Raw genomic sequence first — 15632 nt, 5'->3', positions numbered from 1 at the left:
GCGATTGCTGATCCAGCCCTTTTTATTTGAAAGCGTTATTGCCTGATATTTTCAGTCAGTATACCCATGCTATAAAGGATAAATGCAATCACTGTTAGTATCACAATAAAGGGTGTGAGTATCCAGATCACAGTGTTAATCAGTAACGCGGGTAACAACCCATCAAACAGTACGGTATCTGGTGTAAAAAAATCGGTCACTACATCGATTGCGTGCTTGGCAATGGGGAACAGTAAGGTACTTAACGCTAACATGTAAATGTACTTGCTAAAACCAGGATCGCTCACGAGAACTGTAAAGTAAAACACTAAGAAAAAAGTGACCCCTAATGCCCAGCACTTGAGAGTATAACTTAAATGTCTCATATTCATTCCTCACAGATCTCGTTGCGATCGCACGTAGAGAGCAGAGCAATCCAATAAATTCGAAATAGTAAATACTATATATGTTATATAACGAATATATTAATTAAGTCAACTATTTTTCACTAAAAATATTTTGTAAATGGTTTGCCTACAGTTTGATGGTCTAAAAATATTTTTATAATCGATTTTAAAATAGCCTAAGGAATAATAAATACATCATTTTTATAAAGACACACACGGCTATAACCCATTAAACCAACAAGTTTATTAAACTTTAGTGTGATACTTTACAGTTAAACGCTTATAGTTTTGATATAAAAGACATTAGACCCAACAGTACAAAAGTATAAATACCGCCTTGAGAACGTTTTAGGAATACATCTATGGAAGGACTAGTTGGTACAGTAAACGGAATTATTTGGAGCTCAGCCCTAATCTATCTATGTTTAGGAGCTGGCCTGTTTTACTCCATCATGACGCGTTTTGCGCAAGTGCGGCTATTTGGTGAAATGTTACGTTTGATATTCAAAGGGAAGGCCAGTGTTGATGGCATCTCGTCCTTTCAAGCTTTAACCTTATCTTTGGCTGGACGCGTCGGTATGGGAAACATCGCAGGGGTAGCGGCAGCCATTGGTTTTGGTGGACCAGGTGCAGTATTTTGGATGTGGGTGGTGGGTTTCTTAGGAGCTTCTACCGCCTACGTCGAATCGACACTCGCCCAGATATACAAAGAAAAAGACGTCAATACGGGCCAATACCGTGGCGGGCCTGCCTACTATTTTGAGCGTGTACTCGGCCAGCGCTGGTATGGCGTCATTTTTGCCATTGCGGCCCTGATTGCTTTAAGTATGTTCTTACCTGGTATTCAGGCGAATGGCGTGGTCAATGCCGTGACTCAGGTCGTGGGAGAAGGCGCGTCCATAAATATTTTAGGTAAAGAGGTGGGTACCACACGGTTAAGCGCACTAGCGATGATTTTGGTGGTTTTTGGCATCATTATTTTCGGTGGGGTTAAACGCATTGCTACCGTGACCGAGCTTGTGGTGCCTTTTATGGCGATCGGCTACATGGTGTTAGCCTTGATTATTATGATAAGCAATTTTGGGATGATCCCACAGGTATTTGGACTGATTATCAGCGATGCCTTTACCGCGCAAGCAGGATTAGGAGCAGCAATTGGTTGGGGTGTTAAACGCGGTGTGTATTCAAGTGAAGCAGGTCAAGGTACAAGCCCGCACGCAGCGGCGGCGGCGGAGGTTGACCATCCAGCGCAGCAAGGTTTGGTTCAATCATTTTCAGTCTATATTGATACTTTATTGGTCTGTTCTGCAACGGCGTTTATGATTTTGACCATGGGCACTTACAATGTCCAAGGCACACTATCTGATGGGCAATATGTGGTACAAAATGTCGTCGCTGGCACTGAGATTAATTCACCCGCCTTTACGCAGCTGGCGATGGAGTCCTTATATGGGGCTTTTGGCAATATTTTTATCGCTATAGCCGTGTTTTTCTTTGCATTTACTACCATTTTGGCCAACTACTATATTGCGGAAGTCAACGTTGTCTATTTGACTCGCTTCATTGGCCCTAAAGCCAATAAAGTCGGTCTATTTTTTGTGAAAGTACTAATGATGGTAATGATTGCTTATGGCGCCCTCAACTCAGCAGGCTATATTTGGGCGATTGGCGATATCGGAGTGGGCCTTATTGCTTGGTTGAACATCGTCGGCATCTTAGTTATTTTCTTTATGGCACGTCCCGCTATAAAAGCGCTTAGAGATTATGAAGCGCAGCGTAAAGCAGGGGTAAAAACTTACACTTTTGATCCCATAAAAATCGGTGTTAAAAATGCCTCCTATTGGGAGGAGCGGCACTTAAAAGAAAAGCAAGCCTTAAAAGAAGAGGCGTTATACAAGAACTCTTAATAAATGAGATTGCTCCAATCGTATGATGAGAGATGCACTAGCGGGGGAGCTTATTTATAATCTCTCTAGCTCGCTTGGTGGTGCCCCTGCTCTTAGCCAATCTATGTCCATTAAACAAATAAAAACCCCGTGTTAGAGGTTTGACTCCAACCTCTAACACGGGATCGATGAACCTATAAAATTTACTAGGTAAATGACGGGCTAGCTTTCTAGCTGCTCGATCATGCTTTGATACTTTTCTTTTCTATCAGTCATCTTACGGCGTTTTTCCTCAGCATTCTCTACTGATTCTTTAGAGTCTTCTACTTTTTTGTCAAAAGCTTCCAGCTCCGCATCTACGCCCTCTAAAAGTTTATTGAGTATTAAGGCAACCGCTTTTTCAGAAACGTCGTGGGTCACGTTAGAAGCGTCAGACTTAAATTCATCTTTAAGTTTAGAAGCCCATTGATAGATATTTGTTACCATCGCCCCGTACTTATCGTCTTTACCGGATTTGTCCTCTTTATCAGATTTACCGTTTTTATCTGACATAATTTCATCTTTAAGCTTAGACGCCCATTGGTAAATGTTGGCTATCGTGACGCTGTTATCGTCTTTATCAGACTTACCGTCTTTATCAGACTTACCGTCTTTATCAGACTTACCGTCTTTATCAGACTTACCGTCTTTATCAGACTTACCGTCTTTATCAGACTTACCGTCTTTATCAGACTTACCGTCTTTATCAGACTTATCATCTTTCTCAGACTTATCGTCTTTATCAGACTTATCGTCTTTATCAGACTTATCGTCTTTCTCAGACTTATCGTCTTTATCAGACTTATCGTCTTTATCAGACTTATCGTCTTTATCAGACTTATTGTCTTTATCAGACTTATTGTCTTTATCAGACTTATTGTCTTTATCAGACTTATTGTCTTTATCAGACTTATTGTCTTTATCAGACTTATCGTTTTTGTCAGACTTATCGTTTTTGTCAGATTTATCGTCGTCAGAAATGACGTCATCACCTTTTAAAACTTCTACAGACGTTACAGCATCGTTGTTAGGGGTCTCTGTTGACTCATTCTCTACGTTATTATTTGGGGAATTATTTGACATATCTTATAGCCCTCTTTATGTTATTTATTGGAAGATGTCGATACTTGATACTAAGCCAGTCGCTTTTTTTATTCAGTGTATTAATGTAAATATATGAGACGATAGCTCAGTTTTTCGACATTATATTTAAGAGGTTAAATGTGAAAGTCAGTCATTATCACCGCTGTCATGCTTGATAGTTGTATGACTAAGTTGTTGAAATAAATGGTTTTTTATTGATAGGTGCAAGTGCTACCGTATAACCGTGCAAGCCATAGGCGCTATTTTATTTTAAATGGATTATGTGACCTTTCTTAACAGTTCTTAGGTAAAGGCGATGAATATTTATTCAGCCTGCCACTAAGTGGCTCAGTAAGTGTAGGCCATACTATTGAGCGTTTTGTGCTACAGACTTACTACTAGAGTGAATGAAGTAAAGCGCAATTGCGAGACACACTAACGCACTGATACGACTGCCTGATAGATGGATTGCTTCATTACCTAACCAGCCAAAATTATCGATTAGCACGCTCATGCACAGCTGTCCAAAGATGACTGCCACGGTTGCCACAGCAGTACCGATACGCTGTACTGCCACCACCATAATGACAATATAAGGGACGCCGCACAGCGCCCCTAGCAGCTGCCATTTTGGTACATCCATTAAGGTAACAGTATGATTAGGTTCAAAGAAGAATATAAGCAAGGATGTTACTACCGCGCCCACAGAAAAAGTGAGAAACGCACTTTTGAATACGCCAACGTTGCCGCCAAGGCGTCCATTTAACGCTGCTTGTACACTTAAGGTCGCACCGCCAATGATTGCTAGGATGACCATCAATATAAGTGTCATGTGTTTTACCCCTGAGCCATAAAAAAAAGTGCCGCAATAATGAAAAATAAAGCAATAATCCTCTTATTGTCTATTTTTCGTTCAGTGGTTCCAAATAACCCGTAGTGGTCTATGATCAAGCTCTTAGAGACTTGCCCAGCCAGAATGCCAATCATGGTCATCGCGATCCCAATAACGGGTGTCACTACCGTTAATATCACAACGTAAATAGGGCCTAAAATGCCACCAACTAGCAGTAGGGGAGGTTGTGAGAAAAATGACGGGCTGTCTCTTGGACTAAAAAACAACATTAAAAAGAAAGTCAGAGCCGCCCCAACACCAAAAATACTCAATGTCGCCCACAGCTCCCCAACTTGACTCCCTAAAGGTCCAAGTAAGCCTGCTTCCACAGACAATCCCATGCCTCCTAAAATAACAATAAGTACTAACAATATTTGCATGAAAACAACCCTAATAAGCAAGACTGGGTAGTCTACAACAGCTTCTCCCCATAAAAAACGCTACAATGTAGAAATCACCTTTGCATAAGTTGCACAAATGAACACAGTAGATAATATCAGCATAAAAACCTTACTTTTTTATATCAGCGTTTTTAATGCCCAGAGCTTTTCGGTGGTGGCTCGAAAAGAAGGGGTATCTGCTTCTAAAGTGTCACGTATCATCAAACAGTTGGAAGACTCGTTGGGGCAGCAGCTTTTTTATCGTAATACACGCGCTGTTATTCCTACCGAAGCGGGTCGTGTGTTTATGATTTATGCACACTCCATGACCGAGAGTATGAATGCCGCCCAAACGGCGCTTCAAGATAGAACGTTAGAACCGGGAGGACTAATAAGAATCAATGCACCCGTCTATTTTGGACAACGCCACATCGCACCTTGGCTACCTCAGCTTAGTACCCAATATCCTAAACTGCAGATAGAGTTGACGTTGACCGATGATTTTATTGACCCGCATCACTATGCAACAGACGTCATTTTTCGGATCGGGACATTGGACGACTCGGCTTTTCATGCGCGTATTTTTGGCACGCAAACCTATCATCTCGCCGCTTCCTCAGAGTACATAAACAAAAACGGTAAACTGCAAACACCAGCAGATTTAATGCATCATAAGTGTTTGGTATATAAAGGCTCAACAGGACCCAATCGTTGGCTCTTTCAGGCAAAAGATGAAGAATGGGTATCTTACTTAGCACCTGCTTTACTGATGTCCAATAATGCAGAATCATTGCTAGTGTCCGCACTCAAAGGTATGGGGATTGTGCTTTTTCCGGATTGGTTGATCGGTGATCATCTAAAAGATGGCACGTTAGTGAAGGTACTGCCTGATTACAATGCCGCTGTGAAAACAACGCCTCAACACATCGCCGCCATTTATCCTAATACACGCCACGTTTCTCTCAATGTCAGAACGTTGATTGATTATTTCGCTCAGGTTTACGGTGAGCCACTGTATTGGCAGCTTATTTAAAACTGTGTATTTGGATAGTGATAAGTATGCTAATGACCATCAGTAGTAGCCGTGCGTTGTGTTTGGGAAGAAAAACACATAAAAATTATCAATAAGTCACTCAGTCAGCAGGGCGGCTAACTATAACGGTACTTACCAGTGTTACTGTAAGGTGCTTGAAAAAGATAAAAAACTTATTAAAAATGATTGAATAACCTTTGTTAAGCCGTCCTCTGGTTTAACAAGTCAAATTGGCAAAACCGATTTTGGACTTTTTTTAAATCAGTGTGAAGCAAATAAAAATTTTATGCCTAGTGTATCAAGCGTCAAAATTTCTTGGGCAATGGGCCACAACGCCACCCGCGCCGTCCTACTATGTGGGCTGAGTGACGCATTTTTGATCACAGCTGTGCTTTGGCGGTATTGTACAATCAAAGTGTGGCCAATCAATCGGAGTATCCTATGGAGCTGGCTGAGCTTTCAGAAAAACAAACCTCAAACAGGCAACAAGGCGAGCGTATCATCCTACGTTTGACCTATATTAGCCGTCATAACCCCGATAATAAGAATATCGAAGTGACGCGTATCCTTGCACAGGCGCAGTGCAATAATGAGCGTAACGGAATTACTGGCGCTTTAATCATCAATGAGGACTTCTTTATCCAGAGCATTGAAGGGGCAAGACCTGTCATTAACGAGCTGTTAAGAAAGCTGGTTAATGACGATCGGCACTTTTCGTTGCAAGTTATTGAGTGTACTGAGATTGAGCAGCGGCGCTGGAGTAAGTGGTCAATGAAACATTTAACCCCAAGTGAGCAGGATACAGAACATGTGCGCAAATTCTCAGCGGGTAAGGATTTTAACCCTTATCTAATGAGCACCTCACAAATCGTGAATTTCATTGAGACACTATCGGAAATTCAAGAACAGCGCACATCTGCGACAACAGATCTTAGCTTTCAATAACGCGGTTGGGTTGAATACAATTTATATGAGAGATGAGATATGACGAACACTACTTTGGAGCCCCATATTTTGGTCAGTATGACCTACGTTAGCCGGGCAAACCCAGATATGTCAGCGGAAGAGTTCAGTGCAATTTTGCAACAGGCACAAGCAAATAATACGGTTAACGCCATTACTGGCATGCTGATTTTTAATAACAACTATTTTTTACAAACCATTGAAGGATCGAGAGCACAGATTAATCACTTGTTGGATGCTTTGATTGCCGATCAGCGGCATTATGATCTACAGCTGATTGAAACACGTGAATTGAGATGTAGAGAGTGGTCTAGATGGGCGATGAATTATGCCTCTCCAACCAAAGAAAATGCCGCGCTTTATCTTAAATACTCGACGACTGTCAAATTTAATCCCTACTTACTGAGTGCTGAATCCGTACGGGGTTTGATGAGTGAGTTGAGTCAGTAACGAGGGTCGTATGCTTTTGGTGTGTCTTTATTCAAAATAAACACCAAAACGGCTCCTAAGATGATCGCACTTGCCACCACAAACGGTACAGTGAGTGGCTCAGACAAAAAAGCCACCCCGAGTAAGGCGGCAAGTACAGGCACGCACAGTTGTACAATCGCGGCTTGTGTGTTTTTTAATAACGGCATTGCCATATACCAGATACTATAGCCCATACCAGATGCGATCGCCCCCGAGGCACACGCCAGTACGATACCCTTGGTGGTTATACTCTCTAAATGACTGTTAGTCACGCCTGTGTTATTTAAATATATCCCCACGATGAGCAGGATCGGAACGGCCACAAGGCTTCTGACAAAGTTGAAACCGGTGGCTCGTAGCGGAGAGATACATGACTTGCCGCGTATGCTATATACTCCCCACGCCACACCGCTTACCGCCATGAGTGTCGCTGCTAATAGTGAAGGTGCTGCCACTGATGGTAGCATTAAGTAAATAAAACCTGCCACAGCTACAAAAAATGCCAGCCATTGCAATGTGCTTAATTGCTCTTTTTTATAGATGCCCCAGCCGATCATGGTGAGCTGAACGGCCGAAAACAAAATCAGCGCCCCTGTACCAGTATCAAGCGCCACGTAGGCAAGCGAAAAGCACAATGCGTACACTACTAGGCTGAAGCTACTCAACCAACTGCCTTTATCGTTTAACAGAGCCTCACGATCGGTATTACTGTACTTTACTGCTTGGGATCGCAAACGGTAGGCATGAAGCGTCATGATAACGCCCAAACAAACAGCGGCGCTCATTAGGCGAATAATAGTAAAGCCCCATGCATCTATATAGCCCTCTGCCAACGCCATCCTACAAAACAAAGAGTTTGCGGCAAAGGCGAGTAACGCAATAACGATATAAAACGTGGCTTTCAAAAATAATTCCTACAATTGGTAAGCAGTTTTTCAAATAAAATGGTCAAGAACTGGCCTTGAACCGCTCATTGCTCTCTCAGATGCGCTGCTGCTATCAAAGCAGCTTGCTTGTGAGCAAAGCTGATATAGCTTCTCCACTATAAAGTAAATACAGTGCTGCTAGGATAAAATTTCGCAGCCTCTGTTAGCAATTGTTAGTAACGACACAGCACGCAAAAAAAGACGTTCCTAGAAGTACATTATAATAAGTGTGCTTTTTTTATTTAATGAACGGTAGTTGTCCTGCTAAAAATTCAGTGACTGATTGTCTCACAACAAAACCTACATTGCCGGATTGGCTGCAAAAATCTTCTCTTAAGTTGACCCAATCATAACTGGGTTTTTGATAAGAAGGCTGGGATGGCTGAATGCTCAAAGTAACCACTAGTACCAAACGCAATAGCACAGACAAAAATGATAAATAGGAAATAGAAGTATGGATTGGGCCAGTATTTTTATTTATGACACGACTTGGGTGTTTGCCGTTGAAATCTTAATACGCGTCACCGTGATGTTTGTGCTCATTATTTCGTTTTTACGATTTACCGGCAAGCGCGGTGTTCGTCAACTGTCTATCTTTGAGTTGACTATCATTTTGTCACTGGGTTCGATTGCAGGCGATCCCATGTTTACTGAGGATCTACCTATTATTCAGGCGGTACTGATTATGAGTACCGTTATCTTGCTTTATCGACTGTGTACTTGGGCAATGATGAAGTTTCAGCCTATTGAAAATTTTTTGGAAGGAAAGTCGCTTTACATTGTCGAGGATAGCATGCTGGTGCTTGAGAAGATCAAAAAGGGTAAGATGTCACATGATGAGTTTTTTGCTGAAATGCGCCAACAAGGGGTCGAGCACCTAGGTCAAGTACGTACTGGATTGTTAGAGACAGATGGGAATTTTAGTGTGCTGCTGTATCCACCTAAAAAAACGGTCTATGGTCTGCCACTGTTTCCCAAACAGTATCAAGCAGTAGAAAAAATAGAAACAGGCGTTTGTTATGCGTGCATGTATTGTGGCTATGTCGAGCATATCTCTGAGCCCAACCAGCTCTGTGTACGTTGTGAGAATCAGTGTAAGAATTGGGCTAAGGCATTAAATAGTCAGATTGTGAGATAGAAAATAGAGTAAATGCGTCATAAAATGGCGGGTCGCCTTAGTGCTTTTTGGTATCGCCCACCACTTTATCCATGACCGCAAACAGCAAGCCAGATATTACGAAAGTCATGTGAATAATCACTTTCCACATCAACTTATCAGCATCAACTTCGCCCATTTTACTCGTTATGTCCATAAACGACTTTAACAGATCAATAGCAGAAATAGCGACGATGGCACCGATGACTTTTAGCTTTAGGCCAGAAAAATCAACTTTCCCCATCCAGCTAGGGCGATCATCATGAGTGCCTGTATCAATTTTTGAGACAAAAATCTCGTAGCCACTGAAGATAATAATAAGCAGCAAGCTGGCAACCAATGAGATATCGACCAGCACCAGTATATCCACAATAACACTGGCTTCAGAGGCTACGATGATATCAGCAAACATATACCATAGTTTTTGGACGAATTTGATAAACAGTAAAATAATCCCTAAAACCAGCCCCAAATAAAAAGGGGCTAGTATCCAGCGACTATTGAATATCATTTTTTCTAGATAGCGTTCAAGGTTTTTTAGCATGGACATCTCTTAAAGTTGTTGAAGGTAAAAGGGTGGAGCGTCTACTTAGCACGGGGTAACTGATTCATTTTAGAAAGCCGTTCAACAACTTTTTGCACCCTTTCACTTCTATCACCGCCAACACAGTAAAATGACTGTTGGTGATTGGTTAACTGACTGGCAAAAAAAGCACTGATCTCTTCACGCTGATGGGGACTGTCACGCAAGTCATCTGCGACCCACGGGGTATCGACGTCGGTCAATATTATCAAATCATAATGATGGGTTAACGCGGCAAGGGTTAACGCGTCGGGACAATCATCGTAGTACCAATTGGCATATACCATTAGCTCAAATAAACTGGTATCACAAAATAAATAACGGTTTTCATTTGGCATTTGAGCCACTTGTTTGGCCAGTTCGTTCTCTAACGCTATCTGACCTTGCGCGATAGGGAGAAGGTCATCCCATGTACAAGTGAGCTGCTTGTCATCCCACTTTGCTTGTAGGTAAAGACGCATGTACTCTGGCACCCACAGGCTACCGAAGTATGCGGCTAAGTCGCGACATAGCGTGGTCTTGCCAGTACTTTCTGCCCCTAATACCGCGACAGTAATAACGGATTTAGGCGTATGCTGTATGAGGTTGGGTGCGATAGCGGCGTTGCCATTCATAATAAGCCCAAATTGCGATGAGAGTGAAAATTACGTATTGTAGTGCCGTAAAGGTCAGACCTTTATAAAAGTACAAAGGAACGGAGATCGCATCAGCGATGATCCACAGTAACCAGTGCTCAATTTTGCGCCTCGCCATGAGCCACATCGCCATCAAAAAAAGCGCTGTGGTTAGCATATCGGTATAGTCAACCCACGTAAACAGATGCAGGCCGAGTGCGGCGCCATCGAAATTAAAGCCATTATTAATCACTGGACGAAAGTAATAAACGGAGGCGACAAAAGCGATAGTCGCAGTGGCTAGGGCAGCCAATGTCGGCATATCTTTTATGCTTAAACGTTCAACTTGAATCGTGTGTTGGCCATCAGTGCTTTTTAATGACTCATTTTGTTGCTGGCCCGTGGGGTTTATGTGATCTTGATATTTTTTGTACGTTTTATTCTTCTTATTCTGCGACCAATTCACCCAACCATAGAGACTCATGATGGTGTAATAAGCGTTGATAAACATGTCGCCAAACAACTGCCATTTCCATAGCAGATAAACAAAGATAGCGGTGCTGATTAAGCCTACGGGAAAGACTAAAACATTGGTCTTGCTGGCGAGTAAGACACTTGCTACGCCAAATACCACGGCAACCAATTCAAGTACGATGAATACAGTGGAGTAATCCGCGTATTGACCAAACAACCAGTTAAGAACTTCTGCCATTAGCATGTCCAAATGTGAGCATTGATTATGTTTTGTGGATCATAACGTTTAGTGAACGTTACGTGTTCGAACTCAGGCTGCTGTCAACCACCGCTAATTATAACGTAGATGCCCCAAAATGAGGCCGTCTTTACTTATTTTTCACAACAAACAGATTATTTGTAACAAAGTATTAGAAAAATAATTATATTCAGGCATAATAAAGGCACTGATTTTAAGTTTACAGTTATTCACTGAAGAAGAATGACTGTTATTTTTCACTTTTATGCTTATCCCAAGCCCTATAGTAGTAGACAAGGAAGCTTATCATGACGACTTGTATCACAGGCACCGGCCTGTATATCCCTCCCTTTAGCATCAGCAATGAAGAGTTGGTAGATTCATTCAACCAGTATGTTGAGAATTATAATGCAAAGCATGCTGATGAGATAGCAGCAGAGACGGTTACTGCCCTTGAGCCGTCATCAGCGGCCTTTATCGAAAAAGTATCTGGTATCAAATCACGTTACGTGATGGAAAAAGACGGTATTTTAGATCCGGAGATTATGGCTCCAGTTATTCCTTACCGTAACTTGGGCGAAGAGCTGTCTATCATGGCAGAAATGGGCGCTGCAGCGTTAAAAGACGCATTGGCAGATGCTGGACTTGAGGCCAATGATTTAGATGGCATTATTCTTGCCTGCTCAAATTTTCAGCGCACGTATCCTGCAGTGGCGATTGAGATTCAAAATGAAATCGGTATGATTGGCGGTTTTGCTTATGACATGAATGTTGCTTGTAGTGCGGCGACTTTTGGACTTTCACAAGCACATGGCTCTATCGTCTCTGGTCTTGCCAAACGTGTCGCTGTGGTCAATGTTGAGATCACTTCAGCCCATCTTAACTGGCGCAATCGTGACAGCCACTTCATTTTTGGTGATGTCGCCACTGCTTCTATCGTCGAAGAGCTGGACACGCCAAAGGGTTATGAGATCCTCAACTCTAAGCTGTTCACACAGTTTTCGACCAACATCAAAAACGAATATGGCTTTATGGATCGCTCTGAGTTTTTGGCGGCACAGACCGAGATGTATCCTGATATCAAAGAACCAGTGACTGACAAGCTTTTTTTGCAGAATGGTCGTAAAGTATTCCGTGAAGTCTGTCCAAAAGTGTCAGAAGTCATCACCGAGCATTTGCAAGAAAACGACATACCAACGTCCGATGTTAAGATGATGTGGCTACATCAAGCCAACGCCAATATGTTAGATTTAATCCTGCGTACTGTTGTTGGTAAGGAAGCGGATAAAGCCATTGTCCCAAGCGTTATTGCTGAATTCGCCAATACCAGCTCAGCCAGTCCAATGATTGTCTTCCATCGCTATAAAGATGAGCTGGCGTCAGGTGACTTGGGGGTTATTTGCTCATTTGGTGCTGGTTACTCAATCGGTTCGGTGCTGGTTCGTAAGGTGTAGCGTTTAACCTTAAGTTTTTTGTAGTCATTAAAATAGCTAAGAGTATTCTTAGCTATTTTTTTTATGGCCACGTTTTTATGGTTGTGTTTTCAGTGCGTTACTGTATAGAAACTAAATGATGAGAACACGGTGGCAGTATTTCAGAATCGATATAGCTTGCCAATATAATGGCAAGTTTACTCAGAGGTTTTAATTTAAGCTAAAAAATTTGCTATAATCACCGTCTTATTCCTCTCATCCAATTAAAAGTCCTTTTATGAAAGAATCCTTACGCCTGCGTTTAGACCAGATGGTAGACCGTTATGAAGAGGTCACCGCCTTATTATCAGATCCTAGTGTCATCAGTGATAATAATAAATTCCGTGAATTGTCTGTTGAGCATAGTGACTTGATGGATATCACTACTTTGTGGCAAAACTATGTGCGTGCAGAAACGGATCAGGCCGATGCAGAAGCGATGCTGTCTGATGCCACAGATCCTGACATGAAAGAGATGATGATCGATGAGATTGATAATGCCCGTGATACCATCATTGAGATGGAAGAGGCGCTCAATCTTATGATGCTACCAAAAGACCCCAATGACAAAGTGCCAGCGTTTCTAGAGATTCGCGCAGGCACAGGCGGTGATGAGGCCGCCATTTTCTCTGGTGACTTGTTCCGCATGTACCAAAAGTACGCGCAGACGCAAGGCTGGACGGTAGAAGTATTATCTGCCAGTGAAGGTGAGCATGGCGGTTATAAAGAGATTATTACCCGTGTATCAGGTAACAGCGTGTATGGTCGTCTCAAGTTTGAGTCTGGTGTACACCGTGTGCAGCGTGTACCAGAGACTGAAAGTCAAGGCCGCGTGCATACGTCAGCCTGTACAGTTGCTGTCATGCCTGAGGTTGAGATTGATGACACAGTGGATTTGAACCCAGCAGATATTCGTTTTGATACGTTCCGCTCGAGCGGTGCGGGTGGTCAGCATGTCAATACCACGGATTCTGCCGTACGTTTGACCCACATTCCAACCGGTACCGTGGTAGAGTGTCAACAAGAACGTAGCCAACACAAAAACCGTGCACAAGCCATGAAAATGCTGATTTCAAAGATCCAGCAAGTCAAAGTGCAAGCACAGGTGGATGCGGCAGATACCATTCGTCGTGATTTGGTGGGTAGTGGTGACCGTAGTGAGCGTATCCGTACCTATAATTTCCCACAAGGGCGCATGACTGACCATCGTATTAATCTCACCTTATATAAGCTTGATTCTATTATGGAAGGCGATTTGGATGAGATTCTTGATGCGTTGTTGCGTGAGCATCAGGCGGATTTGATGGCCAGTATTGGCGGTGGTGACTAGAATCTAGCCCTACAAAAATTTGTACTTTTCCAAAGGTCTCTACGTTTTTACCGCTGTTTTTCTAATAATAAGCACTGATTTAATTTTTCTATTTTCATTTATCCCTTTAATTACCCAATAATATTGAGAGTGTTATGTCAAAGCACAACAATCAAAATCAGAACCAAGATCAAACCCCACTAGAAGACGCTAACGAGCTGATTGCGCAGCTACAAGCCAAGCTAGACGATATCAGTGCTTCAGGTAAACAGCCGTATCCCAATACGTTTAAACGCACTGATTATGCAAAAGATTTGCAAACGGCATTTGATGGCATCTCAAAACAAGAAATTGAAGAGAAAGTGGCTAACGGGGAAAAAACACAGGTCAATGTGGCAGGTCGAGTCATGCTCAACCGTGGATCATTCATCGTGATTCAAGACATGACAGGCCGCATTCAGTTGTATGTTGCCCGTAAAGAGCTGGATGATGAAACACGGGCCAGTATTAAATCACTAGATTTGGGTGATATTGTTGGGGTGTCAGGTTATATCGGTCGCTCAGGAAAAGGGGACCTATATGTACATATTGAAGAGATCACTCTGCTAACCAAATCACTACGCCCAATGCCAAATAAGTTCCATGGCCTCGCCGATGTAGAAGCACGCTATCGCAATCGTCATCTGGATTTGATGACCAATGAGACGACGCGTGATACGTTTATGATTCGCAGTCAAGTCATCAGCGGTATCCGTAAATTTATGCTTAATGAGCGCTTCATGGAAGTTGAAACGCCAATGATGCATCCTATCCCAGGTGGCGCGGTGGCGCGTCCGTTTGTGACCCATCATAACGCCTTAGATATGCCGCTGTATTTACGTATTGCGCCTGAGCTTTATCTCAAGCGTTTGGTCGTTGGGGGTTTTGAGAAAGTATTTGAGATTAACCGTAGTTTCCGTAATGAAGGGGTGTCAACGCGTCATAACCCTGAATTTACTATGATTGAGTTTTATCAAGCGTATGCTGACTATCATGACTTGATGGATTTGACTGAACGCTTATTTAATGAGTTGGCGATAGATATTTTGGGCACGACAGAGATTACCTATCAAGAAGAAGCCATTAGTCTAAAAGCGCCTTTTGCCCGTCTGTCTATGTCTGATGCGATTGCAAAATATGCCGAAAATTTCGATATGGCACGTATCAATGATCGTGAGTATCTAGCAGAATACGCGTCAACGACACTTAAGCAGCAAGTGAAAGATGTGTTTGGTGTGGGCAAATTACAAACCATTATTTTTGAAGAAACCGCTGAACATCAATTACGTCAGCCCACCTTCATTACTGAGTATCCAGCAGAAACCTCACCACTGGCACGCCGTAGTGATGACAACCCTGAAATCACCGATCGGTTTGAGTTATTTATCGGCGGTCGCGAATTGGCCAATGGCTTTAGTGAGCTTAATGACCCAGCGGATCAAGCAGAACGCTTCCGTGGGCAGGTTGCTGAAAAAGATGCTGGTGACGATGAAGCCATGCACTTCGATGAAGAGTATATCGAAGCCTTGTCTTATGGTTTACCACCAACCGCAGGTGAGGGTATTGGTATCGACCGCTTAGTGATGCTATTGACTGACTCGGCCAGTATTCGTGATGTGATCTTATTCCCACATATGCGCCGTAAAATTGATTAATGATTCATCGGCTTTAATCAAAATCGCTTAGTG

Annotated in this window: 16 protein-coding genes; 8 read left to right on the top strand and 8 right to left on the bottom strand. The window is 42.6% G+C overall.

Annotated elements, in window-relative coordinates; genetic code table 11:
• Positions 1 to 35: 35 nt before the first annotated feature.
• Positions 36 to 254: a hypothetical protein gene (locus tag JFC06_RS00915; RefSeq protein ID WP_193004790.1), complete on the bottom strand. Its 219-nt coding sequence runs from the start codon at positions 252 to 254 to the stop codon at positions 36 to 38.
• Positions 255 to 748: 494 nt separating this feature from the next.
• Here JFC06_RS00915 and JFC06_RS00910 point away from each other — a divergent pair, with 494 nt between their 5' ends.
• The gene (locus tag JFC06_RS00910; RefSeq protein WP_198333614.1) at positions 749 to 2293 is read left to right on the top strand and encodes an alanine/glycine:cation symporter family protein; all 1545 of its coding nucleotides are present in this window, start codon (positions 749 to 751) and stop codon (positions 2291 to 2293) included.
• Positions 2294 to 2494: 201 nt separating this feature from the next.
• On the opposite strand, the gene JFC06_RS00905 is transcribed toward JFC06_RS00910, so the two are convergent.
• From JFC06_RS00905 to JFC06_RS00895, 3 genes are all read right to left on the bottom strand, one after another.
• The gene (locus tag JFC06_RS00905) at positions 2495 to 3394 is read right to left on the bottom strand and encodes a hypothetical protein (protein WP_198333613.1); all 900 of its coding nucleotides are present in this window, start codon (positions 3392 to 3394) and stop codon (positions 2495 to 2497) included.
• A gap of 367 nt (positions 3395 to 3761) precedes the next feature.
• Entirely contained in the window at positions 3762 to 4226 is a 465-nt protein-coding gene (locus tag JFC06_RS00900; RefSeq protein WP_193004793.1) for a DMT family transporter, read from the bottom strand.
• A 5-nt stretch (positions 4227 to 4231) separates the two neighbouring features.
• Entirely contained in the window at positions 4232 to 4666 is a 435-nt protein-coding gene (locus tag JFC06_RS00895) for a DMT family transporter (protein ID WP_193004794.1), read from the bottom strand.
• Positions 4667 to 4763: 97 nt separating this feature from the next.
• On the opposite strand from JFC06_RS00895, the gene JFC06_RS00890 reads away from it, so the two are divergent.
• The 3 genes from JFC06_RS00890 to JFC06_RS00880 all read left to right on the top strand — a co-directional run bounded on the left by JFC06_RS00890 (position 4764) and on the right by JFC06_RS00880 (position 7112).
• Positions 4764 to 5699 carry a LysR family transcriptional regulator gene (locus tag JFC06_RS00890; RefSeq protein ID WP_198333612.1) on the top strand — a complete coding sequence of 312 codons (936 nt, stop codon included), beginning with the start codon at positions 4764 to 4766 and terminating at the stop codon, positions 5697 to 5699.
• A 417-nt stretch (positions 5700 to 6116) separates the two neighbouring features.
• On the top strand, positions 6117 to 6644 hold the full coding sequence (locus JFC06_RS00885; protein ID WP_227670222.1) for a BLUF domain-containing protein: 528 nt from the start codon (positions 6117 to 6119) through the stop codon (positions 6642 to 6644).
• 39 nt (positions 6645 to 6683) lie between these two features.
• The gene (locus JFC06_RS00880; protein ID WP_198333611.1) at positions 6684 to 7112 is read left to right on the top strand and encodes a BLUF domain-containing protein; all 429 of its coding nucleotides are present in this window, start codon (positions 6684 to 6686) and stop codon (positions 7110 to 7112) included.
• Here the strand turns inward: JFC06_RS00880 and JFC06_RS00875 are convergent.
• Complete coding sequence (locus JFC06_RS00875; protein WP_198333610.1) at positions 7106 to 8038, bottom strand: DMT family transporter; 933 nt, start codon at positions 8036 to 8038, stop codon at positions 7106 to 7108. The two genes, JFC06_RS00880 and JFC06_RS00875, sit on opposite strands and share 7 nt — an antisense overlap.
• 475 nt (positions 8039 to 8513) lie before the next feature.
• Here JFC06_RS00875 and JFC06_RS00870 point away from each other — a divergent pair, with 475 nt between their 5' ends.
• Positions 8514 to 9197 (top strand): DUF421 domain-containing protein, encoded by a 684-nt coding sequence (locus JFC06_RS00870; RefSeq protein ID WP_198333609.1) that lies wholly within the window; start codon positions 8514 to 8516, stop codon positions 9195 to 9197.
• A 37-nt stretch (positions 9198 to 9234) separates the two neighbouring features.
• On the opposite strand, the gene JFC06_RS00865 is transcribed toward JFC06_RS00870, so the two are convergent.
• Genes JFC06_RS00865 through pnuC form a run of 3 tightly spaced genes read right to left on the bottom strand, consistent with a single transcriptional unit; the run spans position 9235 to position 11124 of the window.
• The gene (locus tag JFC06_RS00865) at positions 9235 to 9759 is read right to left on the bottom strand and encodes a TIGR00645 family protein (protein WP_193004800.1); all 525 of its coding nucleotides are present in this window, start codon (positions 9757 to 9759) and stop codon (positions 9235 to 9237) included.
• Between the two features lie 41 nt (positions 9760 to 9800).
• Entirely contained in the window at positions 9801 to 10412 is a 612-nt protein-coding gene (locus JFC06_RS00860; RefSeq protein ID WP_198333608.1) for an AAA family ATPase, read from the bottom strand.
• Positions 10363 to 11124, bottom strand: coding sequence for a nicotinamide riboside transporter PnuC (gene pnuC / locus JFC06_RS00855; RefSeq protein WP_198333607.1), 762 nt, complete (start codon positions 11122 to 11124; stop codon positions 10363 to 10365). Before pnuC ends, JFC06_RS00860 begins: the two co-directional genes overlap by 50 nt.
• Before the next feature lie 308 nt (positions 11125 to 11432).
• Here pnuC and JFC06_RS00850 point away from each other — a divergent pair, with 308 nt between their 5' ends.
• The 3 genes from JFC06_RS00850 to lysS all read left to right on the top strand — a co-directional run bounded on the left by JFC06_RS00850 (position 11433) and on the right by lysS (position 15599).
• Positions 11433 to 12578, top strand: a complete 1146-nt coding sequence (locus tag JFC06_RS00850; RefSeq protein ID WP_193004803.1) for a beta-ketoacyl-ACP synthase III — start codon at positions 11433 to 11435, stop codon at positions 12576 to 12578.
• 256 nt (positions 12579 to 12834) lie between these two features.
• Positions 12835 to 13926, top strand: coding sequence for a peptide chain release factor 1 (prfA, locus tag JFC06_RS00845; RefSeq protein WP_193004804.1), 1092 nt, complete (start codon positions 12835 to 12837; stop codon positions 13924 to 13926).
• A gap of 134 nt (positions 13927 to 14060) precedes the next feature.
• Positions 14061 to 15599 carry a lysine--tRNA ligase gene (gene lysS / locus JFC06_RS00840; protein ID WP_198333606.1) on the top strand — a complete coding sequence of 513 codons (1539 nt, stop codon included), beginning with the start codon at positions 14061 to 14063 and terminating at the stop codon, positions 15597 to 15599.
• The last annotated feature ends 33 nt before the right edge of the window (positions 15600 to 15632 follow it).

It is taken from the genome of Psychrobacter namhaensis (assembly GCF_016107545.1).
Taxonomy (GTDB): Bacteria; Pseudomonadota; Gammaproteobacteria; order Pseudomonadales; family Moraxellaceae; genus Psychrobacter; species Psychrobacter namhaensis.
The sequence above is the reverse complement of the archived record's forward strand: the minus strand, read 5'-3'. Positions and strand labels throughout refer to the sequence as shown.